General features: G+C 24.8%; 33 protein-coding genes and 1 other RNA gene. 11 read left to right on the forward strand and 23 right to left on the reverse strand.

What is annotated here, in order from left to right:
- Nucleotides 1-236 precede the first annotated feature (236 nt).
- From ACQH24_RS07470 to ACQH24_RS07520, 11 genes are all read right to left on the reverse strand, one after another.
- Nucleotides 237-506 carry a hypothetical protein gene (locus tag ACQH24_RS07470; protein ID WP_425379933.1) on the reverse strand — a complete coding sequence of 90 codons (270 nt, stop codon included), beginning with the start codon at nt 504-506 and terminating at the stop codon, nt 237-239.
- Nucleotides 493-1,473, reverse strand: a complete 981-nt coding sequence (locus ACQH24_RS07475; protein ID WP_425379934.1) for an ABC transporter ATP-binding protein — start codon at nt 1,471-1,473, stop codon at nt 493-495. The genes ACQH24_RS07470 and ACQH24_RS07475 overlap by 14 nt, the downstream gene beginning before the upstream one ends.
- Nucleotides 1,458-2,108, reverse strand: a complete 651-nt coding sequence (locus tag ACQH24_RS07480; RefSeq protein ID WP_425379935.1) for an ABC transporter transmembrane domain-containing protein — start codon at nt 2,106-2,108, stop codon at nt 1,458-1,460. Before ACQH24_RS07480 ends, ACQH24_RS07475 begins: the two co-directional genes overlap by 16 nt.
- Nucleotides 2,109-2,253: 145 nt before the next feature.
- A complete protein-coding gene (locus tag ACQH24_RS07485; protein ID WP_425379936.1) occupies nt 2,254-2,658 on the reverse strand; it encodes a spiroplasma phage ORF1-like family protein in 405 nt (134 codons plus the stop codon).
- Between the two features lie 217 nt (nt 2,659-2,875).
- The gene (locus tag ACQH24_RS07490) at nt 2,876-3,652 is read right to left on the reverse strand and encodes a hypothetical protein (protein ID WP_425379937.1); all 777 of its coding nucleotides are present in this window, start codon (nt 3,650-3,652) and stop codon (nt 2,876-2,878) included.
- Between the two features lie 13 nt (nt 3,653-3,665).
- On the reverse strand, nt 3,666-3,902 hold the full coding sequence (locus tag ACQH24_RS07495; RefSeq protein WP_425379938.1) for a hypothetical protein: 237 nt from the start codon (nt 3,900-3,902) through the stop codon (nt 3,666-3,668).
- Nucleotides 3,903-3,917: 15 nt separating this feature from the next.
- Nucleotides 3,918-4,337 (reverse strand): hypothetical protein, encoded by a 420-nt coding sequence (locus tag ACQH24_RS07500; RefSeq protein WP_425379939.1) that lies wholly within the window; start codon nt 4,335-4,337, stop codon nt 3,918-3,920.
- Nucleotides 4,330-5,283 carry a hypothetical protein gene (locus ACQH24_RS07505; RefSeq protein ID WP_425379940.1) on the reverse strand — a complete coding sequence of 318 codons (954 nt, stop codon included), beginning with the start codon at nt 5,281-5,283 and terminating at the stop codon, nt 4,330-4,332. The genes ACQH24_RS07500 and ACQH24_RS07505 overlap by 8 nt, the downstream gene beginning before the upstream one ends.
- Nucleotides 5,284-5,341: 58 nt before the next feature.
- Nucleotides 5,342-5,551, reverse strand: coding sequence for a DUF2649 family protein (locus tag ACQH24_RS07510; protein WP_425379941.1), 210 nt, complete (start codon nt 5,549-5,551; stop codon nt 5,342-5,344).
- Nucleotides 5,552-5,771: 220 nt separating this feature from the next.
- Nucleotides 5,772-5,981 (reverse strand): hypothetical protein, encoded by a 210-nt coding sequence (locus ACQH24_RS07515; RefSeq protein WP_425379392.1) that lies wholly within the window; start codon nt 5,979-5,981, stop codon nt 5,772-5,774.
- A gap of 130 nt (nt 5,982-6,111) precedes the next feature.
- A complete protein-coding gene (locus ACQH24_RS07520) occupies nt 6,112-6,294 on the reverse strand; it encodes a hypothetical protein (protein ID WP_425379942.1) in 183 nt (60 codons plus the stop codon).
- A 127-nt stretch (nt 6,295-6,421) separates the two neighbouring features.
- Here ACQH24_RS07520 and ACQH24_RS07525 point away from each other — a divergent pair, with 127 nt between their 5' ends.
- The 9 genes from ACQH24_RS07525 (at nt 6,422) to ACQH24_RS07565 (ending at nt 10,810) form a co-directional block, all read left to right on the forward strand.
- Complete coding sequence (locus tag ACQH24_RS07525) at nt 6,422-6,655, forward strand: hypothetical protein (protein WP_425379943.1); 234 nt, start codon at nt 6,422-6,424, stop codon at nt 6,653-6,655.
- 488 nt (nt 6,656-7,143) lie between these two features.
- Nucleotides 7,144-7,431 (forward strand): hypothetical protein, encoded by a 288-nt coding sequence (locus ACQH24_RS07530; protein WP_425379944.1) that lies wholly within the window; start codon nt 7,144-7,146, stop codon nt 7,429-7,431.
- A complete protein-coding gene (locus ACQH24_RS07535; RefSeq protein ID WP_425379945.1) occupies nt 7,424-7,636 on the forward strand; it encodes a hypothetical protein in 213 nt (70 codons plus the stop codon). The genes ACQH24_RS07530 and ACQH24_RS07535 overlap by 8 nt, the downstream gene beginning before the upstream one ends.
- A gap of 1 nt (nt 7,637) precedes the next feature.
- Complete coding sequence (locus ACQH24_RS07540) at nt 7,638-7,832, forward strand: hypothetical protein (RefSeq protein WP_425379946.1); 195 nt, start codon at nt 7,638-7,640, stop codon at nt 7,830-7,832.
- The gene (locus ACQH24_RS07545) at nt 7,832-8,467 is read left to right on the forward strand and encodes a hypothetical protein (protein WP_425379947.1); all 636 of its coding nucleotides are present in this window, start codon (nt 7,832-7,834) and stop codon (nt 8,465-8,467) included. The genes ACQH24_RS07540 and ACQH24_RS07545 overlap by 1 nt, the downstream gene beginning before the upstream one ends.
- Nucleotides 8,468-8,595: 128 nt before the next feature.
- A complete protein-coding gene (locus tag ACQH24_RS07550) occupies nt 8,596-9,456 on the forward strand; it encodes a recombinase RecT (protein WP_425379948.1) in 861 nt (286 codons plus the stop codon).
- Nucleotides 9,447-9,632 (forward strand): hypothetical protein, encoded by a 186-nt coding sequence (locus ACQH24_RS07555; RefSeq protein WP_425379949.1) that lies wholly within the window; start codon nt 9,447-9,449, stop codon nt 9,630-9,632. The genes ACQH24_RS07550 and ACQH24_RS07555 overlap by 10 nt, the downstream gene beginning before the upstream one ends.
- A 69-nt stretch (nt 9,633-9,701) precedes the next feature.
- The gene (locus ACQH24_RS07560; RefSeq protein ID WP_425379385.1) at nt 9,702-9,977 is read left to right on the forward strand and encodes a transposase; all 276 of its coding nucleotides are present in this window, start codon (nt 9,702-9,704) and stop codon (nt 9,975-9,977) included.
- A 41-nt stretch (nt 9,978-10,018) separates the two neighbouring features.
- Nucleotides 10,019-10,810, forward strand: a complete 792-nt coding sequence (locus ACQH24_RS07565; RefSeq protein WP_425380682.1) for an IS3 family transposase — start codon at nt 10,019-10,021, stop codon at nt 10,808-10,810.
- Here ACQH24_RS07565 and ACQH24_RS07570 read toward each other — a convergent pair.
- From ACQH24_RS07570 to ACQH24_RS07600, 7 genes are all read right to left on the reverse strand, one after another.
- The gene (locus ACQH24_RS07570) at nt 10,798-10,965 is read right to left on the reverse strand and encodes a hypothetical protein (protein WP_425379950.1); all 168 of its coding nucleotides are present in this window, start codon (nt 10,963-10,965) and stop codon (nt 10,798-10,800) included. The two genes, ACQH24_RS07565 and ACQH24_RS07570, sit on opposite strands and share 13 nt — an antisense overlap.
- The gene (locus ACQH24_RS07575) at nt 10,965-11,093 is read right to left on the reverse strand and encodes a hypothetical protein (RefSeq protein ID WP_425379808.1); all 129 of its coding nucleotides are present in this window, start codon (nt 11,091-11,093) and stop codon (nt 10,965-10,967) included. The genes ACQH24_RS07570 and ACQH24_RS07575 overlap by 1 nt, the downstream gene beginning before the upstream one ends.
- A 239-nt stretch (nt 11,094-11,332) precedes the next feature.
- Nucleotides 11,333-11,737 (reverse strand): hypothetical protein, encoded by a 405-nt coding sequence (locus tag ACQH24_RS07580; RefSeq protein ID WP_425379951.1) that lies wholly within the window; start codon nt 11,735-11,737, stop codon nt 11,333-11,335.
- A gap of 379 nt (nt 11,738-12,116) precedes the next feature.
- A complete protein-coding gene (locus tag ACQH24_RS07585; protein WP_425379952.1) occupies nt 12,117-13,052 on the reverse strand; it encodes a rolling circle replication-associated protein in 936 nt (311 codons plus the stop codon).
- A gap of 490 nt (nt 13,053-13,542) precedes the next feature.
- Nucleotides 13,543-14,784: a serine hydroxymethyltransferase gene (glyA, locus tag ACQH24_RS07590; protein ID WP_425379953.1), complete on the reverse strand. Its 1,242-nt coding sequence runs from the start codon at nt 14,782-14,784 to the stop codon at nt 13,543-13,545.
- Between the two features lie 87 nt (nt 14,785-14,871).
- A complete protein-coding gene (locus ACQH24_RS07595) occupies nt 14,872-15,774 on the reverse strand; it encodes a hypothetical protein (protein WP_425379954.1) in 903 nt (300 codons plus the stop codon).
- A gap of 128 nt (nt 15,775-15,902) precedes the next feature.
- Complete coding sequence (locus ACQH24_RS07600) at nt 15,903-16,565, reverse strand: uracil-DNA glycosylase (RefSeq protein WP_425379955.1); 663 nt, start codon at nt 16,563-16,565, stop codon at nt 15,903-15,905.
- Between the two features lie 146 nt (nt 16,566-16,711).
- On the opposite strand from ACQH24_RS07600, the gene ACQH24_RS07605 reads away from it, so the two are divergent.
- Complete coding sequence (locus tag ACQH24_RS07605; RefSeq protein WP_425379956.1) at nt 16,712-17,314, forward strand: IMPACT family protein; 603 nt, start codon at nt 16,712-16,714, stop codon at nt 17,312-17,314.
- Here the strand turns inward: ACQH24_RS07605 and trmB are convergent.
- Nucleotides 17,289-17,930, reverse strand: a complete 642-nt coding sequence (gene trmB / locus ACQH24_RS07610; RefSeq protein ID WP_425379957.1) for a tRNA (guanosine(46)-N7)-methyltransferase TrmB — start codon at nt 17,928-17,930, stop codon at nt 17,289-17,291. The two genes, ACQH24_RS07605 and trmB, sit on opposite strands and share 26 nt — an antisense overlap.
- Nucleotides 17,914-19,953 carry an EAL domain-containing protein gene (locus ACQH24_RS07615; protein ID WP_425379958.1) on the reverse strand — a complete coding sequence of 680 codons (2,040 nt, stop codon included), beginning with the start codon at nt 19,951-19,953 and terminating at the stop codon, nt 17,914-17,916. Before ACQH24_RS07615 ends, trmB begins: the two co-directional genes overlap by 17 nt.
- A 159-nt stretch (nt 19,954-20,112) precedes the next feature.
- Between ACQH24_RS07615 and ACQH24_RS07620 the strand changes: the two genes are divergently transcribed.
- Nucleotides 20,113-21,072, forward strand: coding sequence for a transposase (locus tag ACQH24_RS07620; protein ID WP_425379371.1), 960 nt, complete (start codon nt 20,113-20,115; stop codon nt 21,070-21,072).
- Nucleotides 21,073-21,219: 147 nt separating this feature from the next.
- Here the strand turns inward: ACQH24_RS07620 and ssrA are convergent.
- From ssrA to ACQH24_RS07635, 3 genes are all read right to left on the reverse strand, one after another.
- Nucleotides 21,220-21,642, reverse strand: a transfer-messenger RNA (tmRNA) gene (gene ssrA, locus ACQH24_RS07625).
- Nucleotides 21,643-21,794: 152 nt separating this feature from the next.
- Complete coding sequence (locus ACQH24_RS07630; protein ID WP_425379959.1) at nt 21,795-22,130, reverse strand: hypothetical protein; 336 nt, start codon at nt 22,128-22,130, stop codon at nt 21,795-21,797.
- Nucleotides 22,117-23,055 carry a hypothetical protein gene (locus ACQH24_RS07635; protein ID WP_425379960.1) on the reverse strand — a complete coding sequence of 313 codons (939 nt, stop codon included), beginning with the start codon at nt 23,053-23,055 and terminating at the stop codon, nt 22,117-22,119. The genes ACQH24_RS07630 and ACQH24_RS07635 overlap by 14 nt, the downstream gene beginning before the upstream one ends.
- Between the last annotated feature and the right edge of the window lie 8 nt (nt 23,056-23,063).

Below are 23,063 nucleotides of genomic sequence, written 5' to 3' on the forward strand. Positions count from 1 at the left end.
ACCAGGGTCCAATGTATAAAGCAATAATATTATAACCAAAAAAAATAATATACGCAACATTTTAAACTGATATTTGTAAATTATTATTATTTGAAAATTAATACAATTAGAAAATAAAGCGGATATTTGCTTTAGGCAATAATATGGATCAATTATTTATTGATTGGAGATGATAAGATTATTTGTGCTAGCACCTAATTCATCAACAAAATTTATTATACTTTCTTAAGACATAATTAATCAAAACTTGCTTCATACATGTCTTTAAAATAACCTGGTTCATTCCGTAATGTTTCAAAATTCCCAACCTGAAAGATTCCTTTTCCAGGCGCTAAAACAATAATTTCATCAACATTTTTAACAGTTGTTAAGCGGCGAACAATAATAATTGTTGTTCGTCCCTGCATTAAGTGTTCTAATTCTTTTTGAATGTCTTTTTCGACAATATTATCTAACGCACTAGTTGCCTCATCAAGAATTAAAATTTCAGGGTTACGTAAAAACATCCGCGCAATTACTAACCGCTGTTTTTTGCCCTCCTGATAATAAGTGCCCTTTTTCGCCAACAATTGTCTCAAACTGCTCTGGTAAATTCATAATAAAATCATATAATTTAGCTTTTTTAGCAGCTTCTTGAATATCAGATAATGTGGCACCATCAATCCCATAGGCAATGTTTTCCGCAATTGTCCCAAATAAAATTTGTGGGTCTTGTTCAACATACCCGACATGGTTTAAAAAAGATTTCAAATTAACATCTTTAATATTAATATTATTATTTATATAAATCTCTCCTTGTGAAGGATCATAAAAACGTAAAATTAGACGAGAAATTGTTGTTTTTCCACTTCCAGTCTGACCAACTAAGGCATAACTATGACCTTGCTTAAAAACATAGTTAAAGTTTTCTAAAATAGCATCCCCTCCCGGACTGTATTTAAAAACAACATTTTTGAAGATAATATCACCCTTAATTTTATCAACCAAACTTTCACCTTCATTAACAGTAATGTTTTCTGGTTCATCCAAAATTTCAGATAATCGTGCTGATGACACTGAAGCTGAAATAATATTATTCATTAAACTAATTAAATTCATTAAGGGGTTAATAATTTGGTTAACTGACATCAGTAAAGATACCATCACAATAGGATTTAATTGGTTATTATTAACAAAAACAACTCCTACAATAATAACAAGTCCATTAATTGAAAACAGAAAAGCCAAAATTAAACCCCAAATAATTGCTTGGCGAACTTCTCACTGACGGATTAATCGATAATAATCCGTATTAATGTCCCTAAAACGTTCAATTTCACCATTAATTGTTCCTGAAGCTTTAATTAATCGAATATTGTTAATTCGATCTTGGATATCGCCATTAATTGCTGATGCTACTTTGCGGACACGATATTGTAGTTTACGTAAATAATTATATAAAATAACAATTGCCGCTGTTAACAATGATGTCACCCAAAAATAATTCCGGCAATAATATAAACGGTTTGTTGAATTCTTACTTCAACGCCATTTACTATTACGGTATTATTTAAGAAAAACATAATAATACTTGCTCCAAAGAAGGAAAAGATACTATAAGTTACTTGTAACGGAATTTGTTCAGCTTGGTCACCTAAGATTTGAGTATCTGAAATTAGTTTTGTTAGAATATCCCCAGTTTTTTTATTATGATAAAATTGCAAATCTAAGCGTAATAGTTTTGTTAATAATTTTGTTCGAATGGATGTTTCAATTTTACGAGCTAAGACCCCCGTTATAATGAACCGTAAAATTCAAATTATGCCATAAACAATGTATATTGTTAATAATCCAATGCCAGCAAAAATTACTGTTTGTCATTCTAATCCAATTTTTCCATTTGCAATATTAATTTCCATTTGGCTTAATAAAATATTAACTACCATTGGCATAGCGATTAATACACCACTGGTAAATAACGAAAATAATAGAAAAATGACACACCGTGGCCAGTATGTTAAATAATATGGTAAAACTAATTTTCAGAATCCCGCTTTATTAATTTTTTGTTTTTTTAAAATAATTTCTTCCGTTTTAATTTTCAACAGTTTGATAATAAACTCTTCCATTATGCCTCCGTACCTTTTTTCATAGCGATCCATTGTCAAGTAAGGGGCGTTGCCCCCTGTCGCTACGCAACATTCACCCACTAGTAAGGTGGTGCGTGGATAAACCACCACACCACCTTACTTGTTTTAATAACAATATTATATACTAAAAATATCGTAATAAACCATTAACCATTGCTAACACCAAAATAGAACTTAACATAATCTTAAATGTAATATCAAAAGCAAACAAATTACCAATATTATTAAATAAATCTGTTACATTACCAAATACATGTACTATACCAAGAACAAAATTATAAACATCTTTCATACCAGGCAAATTGTTAACTAATCAAATACCTGCATTCTCAACGTGACAAGCAACATTATACCAACTACAATTTTTATAAGGTATATTCCAAATATCACCACCATTAATCTCATTGTTTCAATCACTAGAATTATAAAGACTAAAATTAAAACCATTAATTGAAATAGAACTACTTGCAATATTAGTAGTATTAAAAGTAATTAAATTAAAACCTTGATACTTTGACTTATCTGTCATATCTAAAAACTTTATTGATTGAGTATACAAATCATTATTAGAAGGTAATATGTCAGTTTGATATTGTCAATTTGAAAAAAAGAATAATAATTTTGGTTAACATTTATATTATAAGCATTATACAAATTAACTCTTGGGTTTAAATAAGTTTCTAATGAATCAGGAAATCGTAAAATATTAAAAAGCATTGATTTTGGATATAATAAAAAACCATTTTTTACAAAAAAACAAAACCAGTATTAGAAGCAGAGGAATTAAAATAAATAAATTCTTTAAAATTAGAAATATCAAATATAACTCTCAAAACATTAGAATAAAAATAATCTAAAAGTTGAAAAAAACTTTGTAAAGAAAAAGTATCCTGCTTAATATCATTAATAAAATATTGAGAATTAAAGCTTTTAATAATATCATTATTAATTAAATTTTTATAATTAGAGTTAAAAATTAAATAATTCAAATCAAAATGTCTATAACTTTGATTAGCAACAATAGGAAAAAATAAATATTGAATTATATCAATATTAAAAATAAAATCATATTTTATATCATTTTTATAAACAGAAATTTTTAAAAATCGCCCAGTATTATCACTATCTAAAATTAATTTTCCTTGTCAACCCTTAGAAGTATCCTGTGAATTTCAAGTAATTTCATAGCTCCTATAATTAATTTTAAATTCATTAAATCAATAATTACTATCGTTTTTGTCAACACTTTCACCTTTTCATTTTCCCAAATCAATACCAAAACTAAATGCATAATTACTAGGATCTAAACCTTGCATAAAATAATCTTGTCGTAACATCAAAAAAGATTGAAAATCATATTCATTTGCTTTTGCATAAGTCAAATCAGTAAAATTATCATTATTTTTTAAGTCAAATTTATAAACATTATTAAAATAATTTGTAGTTATAGTACCACAAAAAAGAAATAATCAGCCAAACATTAAATAAAAAATAAAAAATATATCTAATAATCGTTTTTGCATTATTTTAACCTCCTTAAACAATAAAAATAATTCTAATACCCATAATAATAATTCCAAACGCCATATATAACTGAAAAATAGGGTGTGTTGCAATAATAAATAACTGTGCCACTAATTTATAAAAATCATTAACAGACTCTAAATAATGTTTAACAGTTGAAAAACCTAAGTCTGTTGCCATAACAATATTAGCGATAAAACCAAAACCAATAGTTAAACCAATAACAAAGAAAAATATTAACTTTATCATATATAGACCCCCAACTTATTTTTTTATTCTTTGAGTTGTGTGTACTCTTTTAAAACCTTGTTCTCTTGTTTTTGCTTGTTTTGCTAAACTTGATAATTGTTGTTTATTACGATTATTTTTAAATTGTTTACGGTCTTTAAAATGTTTTTGCATACCGCGCCCAGTTTGAAAAACAGATGACACACTACCTTTAACGCCCCTTGCTAAACTAGAACTTGCTTCTAAACTTGCTTGGGAAACTGAACTTAAACCACGAGAACTATTAACTAATAACAAAATAACATTTATAACACCACCAATTACTCATAAAACAAACAAAGGAATATCTGTACCAGGCAATTTTAATGCTCACATTCAATCCATAATTTTCATAAAAATATCAACTACAACATTAATAGCACCATTTCATACATCATTAGCAAGTAAATTAATCATTATCTAATTCCCCCAAATTTTTTAATAAATGTTCCATACCCATCTCTCGCAATTCATTAATAGTAATATCTTTTTTAACAATACTAGGTCAATTTTGCTTAATATAACTTGGTACTTTATCATTTTTTAAATCACGCACAAATTTTAAATATTTACTATCATACTGACTTGCAATAGATAAAGGAATTGTTATTTTAACAAAATTAATTCCTAAATCTTTATTAGATTTTTTGCGAACTCTTTTACCGTTTGCAGTTCGTTTAACTGTTTCAGTTTTTCAAACTAAATAATTGTCTATATCATCAAAAAAACCTATTTTCATTTTAAAATACGGAAAAAATATACTAGGTTTAATACATTGCATAGGAACAATAATCATATTAGTAATTTCCCTATATTCAATTCAATTTTGATTAATTCTCTGACCAGCAAAAATAATATTATTATCAAACTGTCTACATAATAAAAAATAAGGAATTAAACCGCTAAATTTTTTATTATTCTCATCAGGTCTAGCACCATTCATATATAAAAAAATTTCATCGAATAAAACCAAACTATCATTTGGAGGTATCTTATAATTTTTATTTTTAAAGTCTAAATGATTTAAACCTAAAACTCCTATTTTTTCATCATTAATAAAATAATTAGAATAAACATTATCAAATTTAGCAATTTGAGATAAATAAGTCATTAATAAAGTTTTACCAGTACCCAAAGCACCATTAATAATTGAAATTGGACTACCTTTAACAATTTTAACTAATTTTCTTGTCTGAAAAAAATTACTAAATAAACGTCAGAAAAAAATAATATCAAAAATTACTAAAAAAATAAAAAGAATAATATCCAAAACTGAGGTAGAACTAAAATATACAAATTGTAAATTGAAACAAACAATAAAAAGATAAAAAAAATATTTACCATAAATCAGCTTACATATCAATAAGAAACTTTAATATTTTTTTGCCTTCTAAACAAATTAAAATAATTTTTAAACATAACTACACCACCAAACTTATAGTTTTATATAAAATAAATATTGATAATCAAATTAAGAAAAATACTACCAATCAAACACCTATCATTATCACTGAATAAGTAATATCATCAATAGAACTACCAACAAAGTTATTAATTTCAGTTTTAGGAATAAAATAAAAAATCTGCAAAAGTCCTTGATATACTCGTTGCAAAAAAATATTTCAATCCATTATTTTATCCACCTAAAAATGCAACTTAAAATTAAAAACAACATACCAAAAACCAGTATCAAAAATACAACAAATATAACAACATCTAAAATAATAGGATGATTAACACCAAACATTATATTCATAAATTGATAATATAAATCTCATACACTTTGCATTTTCTTACATTCCTTTCATAAATGTTAATTACTAAAATTAAGGTTAGAATTTATCACAAATATTAGTATCCGTGAATTAATTTTCTGATTGTTTCAATTCCCAAAACCACAAACATTAAAACTAATGGAATAATTAATAACATATGTGATCCTAAAAAACTAATAAATCAGTTTGTAAAAGCAATCGCCCAATCAGCAAGAATACCAGCAAAATCTGCTATCTGCTTAATAACACTTGCATCAGGGTTATCTGCCAATAAATTTACATTCATATAAAACTCACTCCTTAAATACTAATAATTCATAATAAAACCTTGGCAATTTCTAACCTTAATTTTAGTAATTAACATTAAAAACTAAAATCAATTTTTATACTTGCCAAGGTATTTGATTGATATTAACTTATTCAACAGATTTATCTGCTTTTTTAATTTTTCTTTTTCCTCACTCCTTAAATTCTACTTTTTTAGAACAATGCGGACAAATTAAATATTTATTTTTAAATTTAAATATTACATTGATTGTTAAAAAAACTAATAGCATTAACATTGTAATTACTAAAATAATTGTTGCATATACAGTCATTAATTATCATCCTCCTTTTTTTCTAATTCCAATTTTTTAATTATGTATACTGTAAAACGAATTAGGACAAAACAACTCTTATTAAAGGGTTGTTTTTTTATTTTAAAACAATCCTTATAAGGAGGTAATGGTAATTAAACAACAAAAAATATGTGATATTAATGATTGTTATAAAAAAATATCATTTACTAATAAACAATTTGTATCAAATAAAGTTTTGTGAACTTGTGAAAAACATAGAAATTTATTGAATAGTATAAAAGATAAAAAACAAAAACAATTTTATCAAAAATTAGAAAATTCAAAAATTATCTTTGATTATGAAACTGGTTTATTAAAACTTAAATTTTATAAAACTTAATGCAGAGTGGAACGGTTATTTATAACTAAGTGTTTTTTATTCCACAGCCTGCCGAGGCAAGTACTGAAATAGTGTATGAGAAAAGATGTAAATCGGCGCTGGTTTTTATAACTAAGCGATAGTCGTGATAAGTCCAAGGCTAATATCAAACGACAATAAAAAAAGAGATAGTGACTTAAACAATTAAATTTGCGTTTAGCATTTGGTCCTTCGTATGAATGCAAGTAGATTTAATTTCAAAAACTGAGCGTTTCATCCCTAAAATGGGAACGGAAGAAGGAAGACATATATGTCTGGTGGAAAAACTATATAAACAATTACAATTTGTAGTACTTTGTAGTTAATTAATGGAGGGTTATATGAAAAAGTTAAATAAAAAAACTATTAATAAATTAAATGAATTAATGCTTAAAAGTTATCCTGTTTCAAAAAATGAAGTAACACAAGAACATTGAGCATTAGGTAAACAGAATTAGGAGGAATTAAAAATGTCATATTGTATTAGTGATTACTTAAATGAAAAATGAATTAATAATAAAGCATTAAAAATTAGTGATAAAAGTATTATTTATTCAGACATTGAGTGTGATGATAATTATTGATTATTACATTTATATCTTGAATTTGATAATAAACATTCAAATATAGGTTATGTTTCATTGCCAGTAGATTTTGACTTGACTTTGAAATGATATGAAATTGATGAAGTTAAAGGTTTAATTAGTGATTATTTAGAAGATGAAGAAATAGATTATGAGGTGATAAATTATGAATAAAAGATACTTATTAATTATTAAAAATGAATATTTAACTACATATTCATTTTATACATTAGAAGAAGCAAAAATAACTGCTAAAAATGAAAAATATTATCAAACAGTAATTATTGATTTAGAAAACGAAGTATATTCTGATATAGAAAAATTAAAAATTATGGATCCTAAAAGATATAACGAATTATTTAATAAAGGAGAAAAATAATATGGAATTAAAAGATATATTAAATGAAATGTTCGATAATCACCCTGAAGTTGCTCAAAATTATGGTCCAGCAATTATGGAACGATATGAAATTGAAGTTGAAAATAAAAAATTAACACCAGAACAAATAAATAATCTTACATATATATATTTTACAAAACCAAAAAATAATTATATTGGAAATGAGAATAAATAATGAATAATATAGTGCAAAATGTAGTATTCCCTTTTGTAATTAAGGGTGATGATTTTAAAGAATTAAGTTTGAAAGCAATTCAAATTAAAAAGTGAATTGATAATAATAGTAATGAATTAGTTGAATTTATATATCGTCATCGTAATCAATATAATACTACTGGTTATAAAGATGTACATTTAAAAGATATTCCAAGCACTTTAAGTAAAGTTGATATTGTATTTAAAGAGCCACTAGATTTAATTAAAGTATTTAAAGATGATTTAAATCGTATTCATAATAATATTATTAATTTTGAAAATTCGGTTAAAAATAATAAAATTGAAATTAAAAATAATATTAATCAGGTGCGAATTCAAAAACAAAATGAATTTTTTAGAGAACAAGAATTAATTGAGCAAGCTAATAATCTAAATACAGATATGGGTTTAGATTTAGATCAAATAAAAGATGAGCAAGTTCGTGTAATGGAAGAAATTGAGCAACTTGATAAATCACTTGAGGTAAAACCATTAAAAAAAGTTGGTATTAATATTATTAAAGATAAATTATTAGTAAAAGATATTGAAATATTAGGTATTAATGATGATTTTTTACAAAAAGCAGATAGATTAGAACTTATTTCTTTTTATTAAAGGTTATCTTTTAATAGATGAAAAAGTAGTTAAAAATGAAATTAAAGAACAATGAGATAGTAATGCAGATATGAATGCTATTGGAGTTAAAGGTATTAATTTTAAAATAAATAAAGGAGAAAAATAATATGGCAAATGAATTACAACAATATATTAATGGTGCAATAGTTAAATATGAATTAAAAGTTAATGATAAATATTTAAAAGAAAATATTTTAGCATTAGAAGAATTAAAAATGAAAAATGGTAATAGTTATATGTCATTAGTTTCTAATGCAGATAATGCAAAAAATACAGCATTAGGAATTATTAAATTAAGTAATAAAGGATTAATTTTTAGTAAAGATTTTAATATTATTCCATTTAAAAATAAATTAACAACTATTATTGATAGTAAAGTTTATTGTAAAAAAATTGAAGAAAATGGTTATAGTCCAAGAAAAGCAATTATATTTAAAGGTGAAAAATTTGAATGAGATACTATAAATTCTTGCCCTAAAATGCATGAAATTAATTTTAATGCAAATACTAGTGATTATAATGAAATTATTGGTGCTTATGCTTTTGCAAAAGATAAAAATGGGAATTATCAAGGTATTTTATTAAGAAAAGCAGATATTGATCGTTTAAAAAATAGTAGTCCATCAGGCAATGGGCAATATAGTCCATGAGTAAATTGACCAAAAGAAATGGTTGAAGCAAAATTATATCGTAAATTAGCATTAGAAATGGGTATTGATATTTCAGATATTGATTTAGATGAAAAAGAAATTAAAGAAGATGGTAATTTTGAATATATATCTTTTAATGATAGTACTGTCGCCAAAAATCAGGGGCAGATGAGCGATGAACCCTTATCTAACAATATAAATACCCCATCATATAAAAAAATAGCAGACACAAATGATAATGTAGTTAAAGAAGAAGATATTTCAAATGTAATACCAGTATTTAATAATAATGATGAGGAATGAGCAAGATGGGAATAAAAATAGGTATTGACCCATCAGGAACTGGTACTACTGCTATTACTGTGTATGAAAATAATATTTTAAAACAACAAATTATTTATACAGATAAATACTGATTAAATCATGCAAAATATATACTTGGTTTTCTAATTGATTTCTTTAATTTTGTCGAAAACTCTTGATATTTTGGATAGGTTAAGATAAATTGGACAACAATAATGTAGAGTAAATATTTATAATTAAATTACAATGGAGGTGTAATTATGGCAAAGAATCATTATACCGATGAATTTAAGCAACAAATTGTTGGTCTTTACAAAATGGGTCAAACTCCTGAACAATTAGCCAATGATTACCAAATTGGTAAATCTACTGTTTGGAAATGAGCTCACCAATTTAGTAACTCGGACTCATTTAAAGCTAAAGACAATAGAACGCCAGAAGAAAACGAATTAATTCAATTACGTAAAAAAGTTAAACAATTAGAAATGGAAAATGACATTTTAAAGCAAGCAACACTGATAATCGGCAAAAAATAGCAATCATTAAAAATAACAAAGCAAAATATCCAATTATTAATTTATGTAAAACATTGAAATTGGCTAGATCAACATATTACTATCAATTAAAAGCAAATAATCCCAAGAATAATCAAAACATTGATAATGCTGTTATCAGTATTTTTCTAAAAAGTCGTAAAAATTATGGAACAAGAAAAATTAAAATCATGCTAGCTCAGCAAAATATTATATTATCTCGTGTAAAGATTAGTAAAATAATGAGAAAATATAACTTAATTTCAAATTATACAAAAATCAAATACAAACATTCAAATACAAGCAATGTTACATATAAATATAATAATTTATTAAATCAAGAATTTAATAATTATAAACTACATGAAGTTGTTGTCAGTGATTTAACATATGTTTTTATTAATAATAAATGATATTATGTTTGCTTTCTAATTGATTTATTTAATCGTGAAATTATTAGTTATGACGTTAGTTTACACAAAAATGCAAAATTAGTTAAAAATACCTTTAATAAACTTAACTTTACATTAAATGATATTAAAATATTTCACACTGATCAAGGTAGTGAATTTAACAACAATCTTATTTATAACTTTTTAACTAAAAATAACATTCAAAAGTCTTACAGTAAACCAGGTTGTCCTTATGACAATGCTGTTGCGGAATCAACATACAAAATTTTTAAAACTGAATTTATTAAAAATAATAAATTTAAAAACATTGAGCAGTTTAAATTAAAATTATTTGATTACATTAATTGGTACAATAATATTCGAATTCATAGCAAACTAAATTATTTAACACCAGTAAAATACAGAAATTATTACTCTACATAAAATTTGTCCAAAAAACCCTTGCCATTCCAAAGTATAAAATCTTCTTTAAATAATTGATTTTTTTCTAACTCAACAAATAACTCTTCTAATTCATCTAATAAAATGTTGTATTCTTTTGATTTTAATTCTTTTAAAATTTCTTTAATTCTTTTCATTATTTATTATCTCTTCCTCTTAGCATTTTACCTTCTCCTAACACTCCATCTATTGCTTTTAAATAATCATTTCAGGATTGCTCAAATTTTTTCTTTAATCGTAATTGTCTTTTAGTTAATTTTTTCATATTTTATTAACCTCGTCGTTACTTAATTTAGAATAATATTGATTAATTAAAATTTGTTTATTATTAACGCAATATCAACAATATTTAGAACTGATTTCTCAAACAAATTCAAGTTTACAAACAATACACTTTTTATCCATTGTTAGCACCTTTAAATTGAAAACAATTTCAGCAAACGGTCGCCCCGTTTTGTCAAATAGTTTCATTAATACAAGCCATACATAACTGTTGTTTCATAACTATTTATTTCACAAAATAGTATCATCAATACCAATATTATTATTTTGATTTTGATGTTGATTACTATTTAACTGTTCTTGTTTTTCATTAGAATATTTATTAATAAAATCTTGCTCGTTATTATTTTTAATATATGGTTCAACTGTATTAATTTTTCCATCTCATTTAAGCGAAACATAAAATAAACTACCATCAACTAAATAAGGTTTTAATTTCAAATAATTATCATCAATTACTTTAAATCATTTTGACTTTGATAAATCTTTTGTACCTTTAACATTACCGTTTTCTAACTTAATAACTGGTGTAAATGTATAACTATCTCATTTATTTACATTACCTTTATCATCTTTAATAATTTTATCAGTTGAAATATCTATCAACTGTACTAGAAATCCATTCATAAGATTTCTCCTTTCTTTTAAATAATTTAATTAAATTACTTAAAAGATTTCAGGTTTAAAACTTAAATATAAAAAAATGAATAATTAAAATATTGATACAAAATTAGTGTTTTTTATTTGAATAAATTTATAAATAAAAAAACATTTAATTATATTTAAGTTTCGTGCTAGGAAACCTTTTAAGATTTGAAACCCAAACATTATCAAATGTTTAAGTTAAATTAATAATACAATAAAATATTAAATTGTCAAATTTTTAACACAAAAAAATACATTACTAACTTGTGTTTTTTTTTTTTTTTGTTTTAATTAATTTGTGGTAATTGTTGTGCTAGGCAATTGCCACTTTTTTAATGAGTTTTTACTCATTTTTTTATTTTTAACATCTTAAATTTTTAAATTTATTTGTATAATTATTAATTATTTTATTATTTTGTTTTCTTCATATTTTACTTTCGTGTGAAACATATTTTTTAAATTCTCTAAATTTATCTAAACGATAATAACTATCACAGCTGAAACCAATTTTGTAACCATTTTTATCACCAAAAGCAAAATAATTTAAATTATCTTTAACTGAATAAATTAAATCTTGTTCTGATAATTCAACAACACCAACTTTTACTTTTGGGTTTTTACAATTACGACTAAATTGATACGCTTTAATGTTTAAATCATAATGATTTTGACTTTTATTATCATTAGCGGTTTTAACAATATACTTAGCAAGATATTTAACAATATCTTCATTTGTGCCTTTACGAACTTTAATATTTTTATTAATGCCATAAGGTCAATATTTTAAAACTACTCAATTAGGTACATTTTGATTAAATATAATATGAAAATGAACTGCTCCACGATTTTGATATTCGTAAGTATAAGTATATTTAAATTTTGAATTATCATTTGGACGTTTAAACCTTTTATCTCATCATTGTTTTTGAATATTAATAAAAAACTTTTTTAAATCATATTTGCATTTTTTTATATTTGTTTCATTTAATGCATAAGTAAGAGTTAAAAAACCAAGATTTTTACAATTTCAAAAATTTTCATATGCTTTACGAATAAAATTTCCTTGTGTGCGAATACGACTATTTCATAATTTTTTGTCATTTTTACCAGTATTTTTAATACCATTTATATTACGAAGATTATTATTAATTAATTCTAATGGTAAAACAATATTTTTGACATAATTACCATAAAAGACTTTTTTTAAATAATATTCTTTTTTAACATAATTTAAAGCATTCATAATTACATTATGACCTTTATTTACTAAATTATCTTGAATAAAAACATTATTCATTTTATAAACTCCTTTCAAATAAAAAAACACTAAATTAAATTTAAAAGTTTCGTGCTAGGAAACTATAAATAGTTTGAAACTTTCAATATAATTAAGTGTTTATATTTGAAAGTTATTTTTATTATAAATTATGTTGTTAAAAAGTCAAATTTTATTTTTTTTAAAATACTAATTAGTTAACTTTCTATTGTGTTAGTTAATAGAAATTATACAATAAAAAGAATAAAATTAATAGTTTATAAATTCAAAATTCAGATTTATTTAAGGCAAAAGATAAATCAATACCCGACCAAAATGAATTAATTTCGCTAATAGTAGAAAAAGATATTTTAGAACAAATTACTCTGATAATAGATAAAAAATAATAATATATCTTTAATTAATATTTATTAAATTTCGTTTATTTCTGTTTCTGTTTTTTTTATTATTTATTATCTTTTTTAAGGCATCATTAACCATTATCAATTATTTAACCCTATCACTAAATTAATTATTCTGTTAAAGTTCAGCTGGCATAAATTGGGAAATCATGTAATAACAAATTAACTTCCGTCTGATACTTTGCAATATTTTCAGCTGTCGGCTCTTTTAAAACATGATAAATTATTTCCCCCAGTTGTTGAAATTGTTTGCTCCCAAAACCACGAGTTGTCATTGCTGCTGTTCCTAATCGAATTCCACTTGTTACAACTGGTGATTCTTGATCAAATGGAATCATATTTTTATTACAAATAATACCAATTTTTTGTAAAATTTCTTCCGCTTGTTGCCCTGATATTCCTAAACTACTTTTTACATCAACCATTAATAAATGATTATCAGTTCCATCCGCAACTAAACGCAGATTCTTCCCTTTTAATGTTGTTGCTAAAACCTTGGCATTGTTTATAATTTCAGTTTGGTATTTATTAAATGCTGGTTCTAATGCTTCTATAAAACATTGTGCTTTTGCAGCAATAACATGTTCTAACGGTCCCCCTTGGTTACCTGGGAAAACAGCACTATCAATTTTCTTTGCTCATTTTTGTTTTGATAAAATTAAACCACCCCGTGGTCCCCTTAATGTTTTATGGGTTGTTGAAGTAACAACATCCGCATATGGAACTGGTGACTGATGTAAACCAGCAGCCACTAAACCAGCAATGTGTGCCATATCAACCATTAATAAGGCTCCAACTTTATCAGCAATTGCCCGGAATCTTTTAAAATTAATTTCACGAGAATAGGCACTTGCCCCAGCAACAATCAATTTTGGCTTAACTTCTAAAGCAATTTTTTCAATTGCATCATAGTCTAACATTTCTGTTTTTGGATCAACGCCATAACTACAAAAATTATATAAACGTCCAGAAAAGTTAACTTTATGACCATGTGTTAAATGCCCACCAGCTGCTAAATCCATTGCTAAAATCGTGTCATATGGTTGGACTAAAGCATAATATGCTGACGCATTTGCTTGACTACCAGAGTGAGTCTGAACATTAGCATGTTCTGCTTGAAATAATTCTTTTACTTTATCAATTGCCAATTGTTCAAGTTGGTCAATATATTCACATCCTCCATAATAACGATGAAACGGATATCCTTCCGCATATTTATTTGTAAAAATTGATCCTGTAATAGCCAAAATTGCTTCACTAACATAATTTTCTGATGCAATTAATTCAACATGGTCTTGTTGACGTTTTAATTCTAAATTAATTAATTCTTTGATCTGTGAATTTACTTTCATTATTTCCATCTCCATTCTATTATTTCTAATATCATTATATATTTATAAATAAAAAATAACTCAAATAAAGTTATTTTTAATCATATTTTAATATTGTAAATTAGCATTAGTATCTTTATGGATCAATGGTGACACAGCTCGGTAGGTAATATAAATAATCGCTGAATTAAATAAAACTTTTAACGGTGCCATTGCTAACCGTGAAATCATTGTAACTCCATAACCATCGGTTCCACTTGTCTTGTTTTGGGACACTGTTAAGAACGCAATATCTCCCCAGGCGGATATCAATGTGGTGACCCAATACTCATTAATAACAGCTAGCATAATAATAGCCACTAAATCTCAGTAACGTTTTTTGGTTTTATCAAAATGACGATAAATAAACATTATTATTCAAATAATAACAATTGTTCCTCCGGTCCCAAAACTAATAATATAAACTAATATTACTTTGCTAACCTCTAAACCAGCAAATAAGGTAATTGTTTCTACGGGTGAATATCAAGTCATTACGGTTGCAAAAGTTCCGAAAATAACGATAAAAATATTTGTTAGCAGGAATAAAACTCATTTATGTTTTCCAACGGCACGATTAATTGATGAAACACATCCTGATAAAAAACCATAGGAAGCAATAACAATAATATAAGCAACATGCATATATGAAGGCACAAATAACATAACAATCAAGTCTGTTACAACTCCTGATAATAGACCAACAATTGGGCCAAAAATAAAGCCACTAATTTTTACCATCAATCCTTCAAATGCAATTCGAACTGGCGGAAAAACAGTAATTGGGACTGTTAATGAAATAATAATTGTAACTGCTGCTGATACTGCAGACAGCATTGTAATATATGCAATATTCTTTGTTGTAAAACGAATCCCATGATAACGCTTAGGATTAATTAAATAATATAAACCATTATAAACACAATAAATAACAAAAAGTGCGCCTATTATTCCACTTGCAATATATGCCATTTTATTACTATACAAGATTTTCGATATATCGCTAAATGTTGTTAATAAACTCATAATATCCCCACAATCTAAATATTTATAAAATAGAGCTTTTATATCGTCAATATTTTACATAATACAATTATACATTACATTTTTCATTCAATTATCTTTTTTTTATTTTTTAAAAGTAAATTATTAATTTTAAGAAAAAAATGCTGATCTTTAAATAAACTATAACTAAATGGAGATGGATGCGCCCCTTTAATGATATTACTTTTATTAACAATATATTCACTATATTGTTTTGCATAATTGCCTCATAAAACATATATAATGTCATCTCGAATTTGATTTAAATAAATAATTAAATTTTGACTAAAAGTTGTTCAACCAATATCCTTATGACTTAATGGTGTTTTAGCGACAACACTACCAATTGTATTATATAAAAAAACGCCTTCTTCCACCCAATGATCCAAATTACCACTTGCATAGTGATTAACTCCTAAATCTTTTTTTAATTCATGAAAAATATTAACTAAACTTGGTGGAGTTTTGACACCAGCATTAACACTAAAAGCTAAACCATTAGCTTGACCAGGACCATGATATGGATCTTGACCAATAATAACAACTTTAATATCCTTTGGTTCAATTAAGGTAAATAAGCGAAAAATATCTATTTTTAAGGGATAACAAATATTTTGCTCATATTGCTGATCAATATTCTTTAACAATTGTTGAAAATATTCCTTTTTAGTCTCATTATCAAAAAACTCTCTCCAACCAACTGCATACTTTACTCACATTGTTAAATCTCCTATTACTTATTTTAAATACAGTAATTATTAGTTTTTGTAAATTAATTATATCAAAAAGTTTTTTAAAACAATAAAATATTAATAATTTAACAGTTATAATTACTATAATTGTAACTAAACAGAGTGGTGGAAAAATGCAAGAATTAAAAGAAAACAAAATAATGATTACTGAAATAAATATTAAAAAATCCCGCTTTATTTGTCTCCTACAAAAAGTCACCTCAGAAAAAGAAGCCCGTGATTTTATTACAGCACAGCAGCAAAAAAATGCCAGTCATAATTGTTATGCTTATATCATTGGAAAAAATCAAAATATTATTCGAAAATATGATGATGGTGAACCATCTAATACCGCTGGTAAACCAATTTTAGATATCTTATTGTATCATCAGCTTACCAATGTTGTTTGTTTAGTTATACGCTATTTTGGTGGCATTAAATTAGGCGCCGGTGGATTAATCCGCGCTTATGCAAATAGTGTTAAAATGAATTTAAAAAATATTGAATTAATCCCTTATTTGGAAACAAAAATTATTATTATTAAATTTCCAATTAATAAGATTAAAATTGTTGATGATTATTTAAATTACCACCATCAGAATCTTAATATTAAAAAAGATTTTGACAAGATAATTACTTATACATTTCACCTTGCCATTAATGAAATTAGCCCTTTAATCGAATGAACAAAAAATAATACCATTAAGTTGATTATTTCTGAACATAAAGATAATTAATGTTTTTCCCAAGTTTGACAAAACGGCGCTCATACTCAGTTGCAATATTATCTTCAAGATATTTACTATGATATAAATCAACTGTATAATCAATAATTTTTCAATTATTCATTTGAAAAGATTCTAACGAATAGGCAAATAATTCATCATTGTCTGTTTTAAAATGAATTTCACCATTTAATCGTAAAATTACTTGGTAAGAATCTAAAAACTTTTTGCTAGTTAAACGCCGCTTTTCATGCCGCGCTTTTGGCCAAGGATCAGAAAAATTTAAATAAATTTTATTAATTTCCTGTGGAGCAAAAATATCTACTAACATAGCGGCATCAAAATCAATAATTTTTAAATTTAGTAAATTCTCAGTAATAATTTTCTTCAAAGCTAACACTAAGACTGAAGGATAACGTTCAATTGCTAAAAAATTTTGCGCTGGATATTTTTTAGCTAGCGCAATAATAAAATCACCTTTCCCTGTCCCAAATTCAATGTTCAACGGATTATTATTTTGAAAAATAACTTTACTCCATTGGCCTTTATACTGCGCTGGCTTTTGAATTGCAACAGTTGGATTATTTTCAATATATTCTTTTGCTCAAGGTTTATTTCTTAGTCTCATTTTGTCAATCTTTCATCTTATTTTTTAATAATGCTAATTTTATCTCACGGCTAATTTCTCGCTGTGGTTCATCATAGGTGCCAAATAATGAGCCAAACATATAATTAATTTTTAGTTCTTTTAATTTACTATATCCTAAATAACTGTTAACTTGCGGAGCAATTAAAATAACATCAATTTTTTTTGCAAAAATAATATATTCTTTAATTAATTTTTGATAATGTAAATGCATAAACATTTGCCGAATAATAGTTGGCGCAAAAATAGCATAATTAGGTTCATAATAATACAAACTATTTAATTCCGTATCAATTCCCCCAAAGTTTTTAACAGCCACTTCAATCCCGATGTTTTTAATACCATTTAAATTTTGTTTAAACTGCTCTGGATCAAAACCAGTTTCCATTAAATCAAATGTCAAAATTAAATTCGAAGGTTTAATTTTTAATTCAATTAATTTTGTTGCAAATTTTTTTAAATTAAATTGTTCGCTAGCAATAAAACTAGCTGGATAAGTAATAAATAGCTTTTGGTCTAAATAATTATCCAATTTTTGAAAGTTTTTAATATTTAAAGCCGCATTAAAGCGTGCTAACATCATTTCATGAATCAATCCACCAAAATTACTAATATTTTTAGTAAAAATTAAATCACTATCAACCCCATCCACCAAATTACTACTATAATGACAAAACAATTTAAAATCATCATTAGTATTAATAACTGGCGAATATAAACTAACAATTTTTTCTAATTGAATGTTTTCATTTAAAGCTAAAATACTACGTTTTTGGTTTGATAATTCCTTAATATGTTGCGGATCAACAAAAAGAACTTGATTTGAAAATTGAATATTTAAACGATTATCAGCGGTAGCAATATTATATTCTTTTAACTTATCTAAATTATTTGATTGCAAGCCATATAATGAAGCATAACCTTGTAATTTAACAATTATTTTGTAATTTTTCAAAATAAAACTGGTATTAACTTTTCCTAATAAAAGTTCAAATTCCTTTAATAAATCGCCCTCTGGACGTAATTTACTTTTATTATGTAATAAAAGATTTCCAATATTAAATTTTTCCACCTGATCAAGCGGAACAAAGATTCCAAAATGATTTAAACTTGCTTTAAAAAATAAGACATTTTGATCTTTCCACAAAGTAAAAACTTGATTTGAAATTAAATCAATAATTTTGTTTTTAATATTACTATTCAGAAAACGATCTAATTTTTCAACATTATTAATCATAAAAGTAAAATAAATTCCACGGCGAATTTTATTTTTGTGAATTAAATTATAAATAGCATCATGTGCCAATGCTTCTCTGACATAACTATTACGATCATATTCAATAATATTTTGTAATTTTAAAGCATGGATATAAATTAATTCAATAATACCACAGATAGTATAAGCAAAATAACTAATCGTAATTCAGACTAAAACATATAATTCATTAATCAAATTTACTGAAACAGCCATAAATTTAGATTCAGTTAAAACAATGACAGAAGATGTAACAAAAGATGCTAAAGCTAATAATGATCAGCTCGTCCATTTTGTTCATTTAAAATATCAACTAATAAAAATAATAATTAAACTTAACCCATAAAGAACGGAAATCATAATAATATTAGATGTGCCCGTTAACGATAAGAAATAATTATTACTTACATGGGGTAAAACACCAAATAAGAAAGTAAAAATAATAATAGTATATAAAATTGTTGATAAATAAGAAATGAAAACTCCAATCATTCAACAAACTATTATTGGTAAAAAGATATTAATAACAATCATCGTATTTGTTTCCCCTAGTTTTGGTGGTACAAAAACTGGAATTAAACCTTGCGCAATAACGACTAAAATGGCAAAAACACCACCAATAACCGCTTGATAATAAATCTCAAATCGGGCAAAATAATTTCTAACTAAACCTCAAGTAAAAATATAAATAAAAGTAAAAATTAGTATAAAGAATAAATATACAAAAACGATATTTAAAATATTACCCACTTATTTTCACCTCATATAAGAATGCATACATCTTTTTTTATTATATCATTCCTTTTAAGTCCTTTTTAAAATTTATCTTTAATTTTGTCGAAAACTCTTGATATTTATAGAATATATCTAATTTTAGGTATATTTTTAATATATAGAGGTAAATAATTGATGGAAAAAATAATTACAGAATTAAAAAACAGTTTTACAGATGATCAATTTTTAGAATTTGCTGAAAAAATAAAAAAAGAAGCAGAAGTAATCAAAAAACAAAAACGTTTAAATGAAATTGATCAAAAATTTAGAGATAAAGGCATTATATGTCCTGATTGTAAATCTTATCATTGTGTTAAAAATGGTCATAATCCCGAAGGAAAACAAAAATATTTATGTAAAAAATGTCGTGCTAGTTTTGATGCTTTTCGTCATCATTTTACTTATTGAAGTCATTTAAATTATGAACAGTGAAATTTATTAATTCAAATTTCATTATTAGGACAATCTAGTAAAATAATTTCCCGTTTTATTAAAACAACACCAAAAACTGCTTGATATAATCGTCAAAAATTAATGCAATCAAAACAATTAGAAAATACTCAATTAAAATTTAAAAAATTAAATGGTCAAATCCAAATTGATGAAACTTTTATTAAAGAAATCCATAAAGGTAATTTTAAAGATAAATTTGATAAACGAAAAACTCATCTTGATCCATTTTCAACTAATACCAAATGCTGTATTCAAATGGTAGTTGATAGCAATAATAATATTTTTGTTCAATCCACCAATACCAAACGATTACAAAAACAATGAATTATTGAAAATATGAATAAGCAATTAATTAAAGAAAAATCAATAATTATTTCTGACATGCAACCATTATATTTATTAGTAGCAAAACAAACAAATTCTACTCTATATTCTACCAAAACTAGTACAAACCCTGATACTAGTTATCGAAAGTTAAATAAGATTAGTAAATTACAATCCAGTCTTAAAGAAGCCTTAATTCATTATCATGGTTTGGGTTTCACTAATATTCAAAATTATTTAAATCTATGAAAATGAAAATACCAACATAAAGGTTTAACACCAAAACAACAATCAACGGTATTATATTTTAATGTTTAAAAAATTTAAAGCAAAATCATGATCTTAAACAAAATTATTTTTCAAATTGTCATATTGATGATTTTTTTATTTCATCAAGAGTTTTCGACAAAATTAAAGAAATTTATTGTTAAGATTATAAATTTTAAAAAAATTTAAAATAAAAAATGGTGGAGATGGCGGGAATTGAACCCGCGTCCACAAATAACTTTCTAATATCTTCTACAGTTTAGTCTAATCATCTTTATTTCATTATTTAATAGTAGGACTAGACAACTAATTAAATAACTAGATAATAGTATCTTCAAAATTCTAATATTATCCCTTAGAACCTCTATTAGATTAAGTTTATGATACGATAATGGTTAATAACCTACAATTAACTATTATTACGGCTAGCAATCTTCTAACAACGAAGAATTAAGCTGCTAACATTGAACCAGCAAATTGATTGTTCATCATGAATGCTGGCATTTCAATTTTATCATTTTCTTGTTTTTTGTTTGCGTTTCTTCAAACCTAGAAGCATTATAGTTTGCCAGACTACTGCCGATATTAGTAGATCATTCCTGTCGAAACCGGAACATCCCCATAAGTTAATTATACTATTAAATTAATTAACAGTAAATAGAAACCTTTTGATTCAAATATTATAATTACCCATTTAAAATTAAACAATAAATTATTGATTTATTGGTAAACATTCAAAAATGCTTAAATAAAAACTAGTTTATAATGGCTACTTATTCATCTCATTTCATCTTATTCAATTGTTTAAAATAGATCTTCCATTTAATTGCTTTCCCCATTTTAAGAGCTAAAGTCCCACGAACTAACGAATAACAATCAAAATTTAAATCAAACCCACTAAAAATTAAAGGAAACAATAAGAAAAATCCCATTCCTTGAATATAATCTTTTTGTAATCAAAATAATAAACGTTCAACAATTAAACTTGGTTTTATCGTTGGATTATTATTTTTTGAATTTAAATATTCAATATAAGCATTTAAGCTACTAAAGAAATAAGTAAATAAAGCAAATGCAATAATTAAGAGAATAAATTTAAATAAATTCATAATAATTTTTATTAATTAAATTTATTAAACACAACAGATTTTGTAATAAAAATTCAACAGTAAAAATAATGATTACAACAATGCTTAATACATAAATAATATTATTTGTATCTAAAAGATAATCTGTTCCATTATAGTGATAAAAAAGCCACATATTAGGATCTCACTGGAAAACCCCGGCCAAAAAAATATAACAAATTAAAAGAATACGACTAATTTTAAAAAGAGCTAACACAAAGTTAATAATTATTTCAAAATATAATCCTGTCCAAATTCGTTTAAAAAGAGAATCTTTAATTAAAAGAAAATTAATTTTAGCAGCTGAATAATGTTTTAATCGGAGAACTTTTATTTTTGTAATTTGAAACATATCATTAACTACTTTCAAATCACACTTAAAGAACCTTATAATTTGCTGATAAATTTTATTGTTTACTTTATAAATAAAATTCTTTTCAGCAAACTGAATTAAACTAATTTGCTTAAAATTAAAAACTTGCACAGAATTACCTGCTAAATGATACTCACTAAAAATACTTTTAATTTCTTCCTTGTTAAAATATACAACAATTTTTCATTGATAAGAATATGTTACTGTAAAGAAAAAAATAAACATAAAAATACTGACAGTAGTTGCAATTACATAAAAAAAATGTCGGGAAAGTAAATTTCACTTTGGAAAATAATTAGTTGTAAAAGTAAAATTTGATGTTAAAAACAAACAAAATAATTGTCCAACATTTAAAATTAAACCAAGATTAATCATTACTAATAAAATATAAAATAGTTTACCAAAAATATGTTTGTCACTATTTTTTTTATTTTTAAAATGTTTGACCAGATAAATTATTTGTCAACTACTAGCAAAAAGAAAAAACAAAGCATTTAGCACAATAAAATATTTTAAAGAAATTAAATCTGTCATAAAATGTT

This window comes from Spiroplasma endosymbiont of Stenodema calcarata, from assembly GCF_964031205.1.
In the GTDB taxonomy this organism is placed as follows: Bacteria; Bacillota_I; Bacilli_A; order Mycoplasmatales; family Mycoplasmataceae; genus Spiroplasma.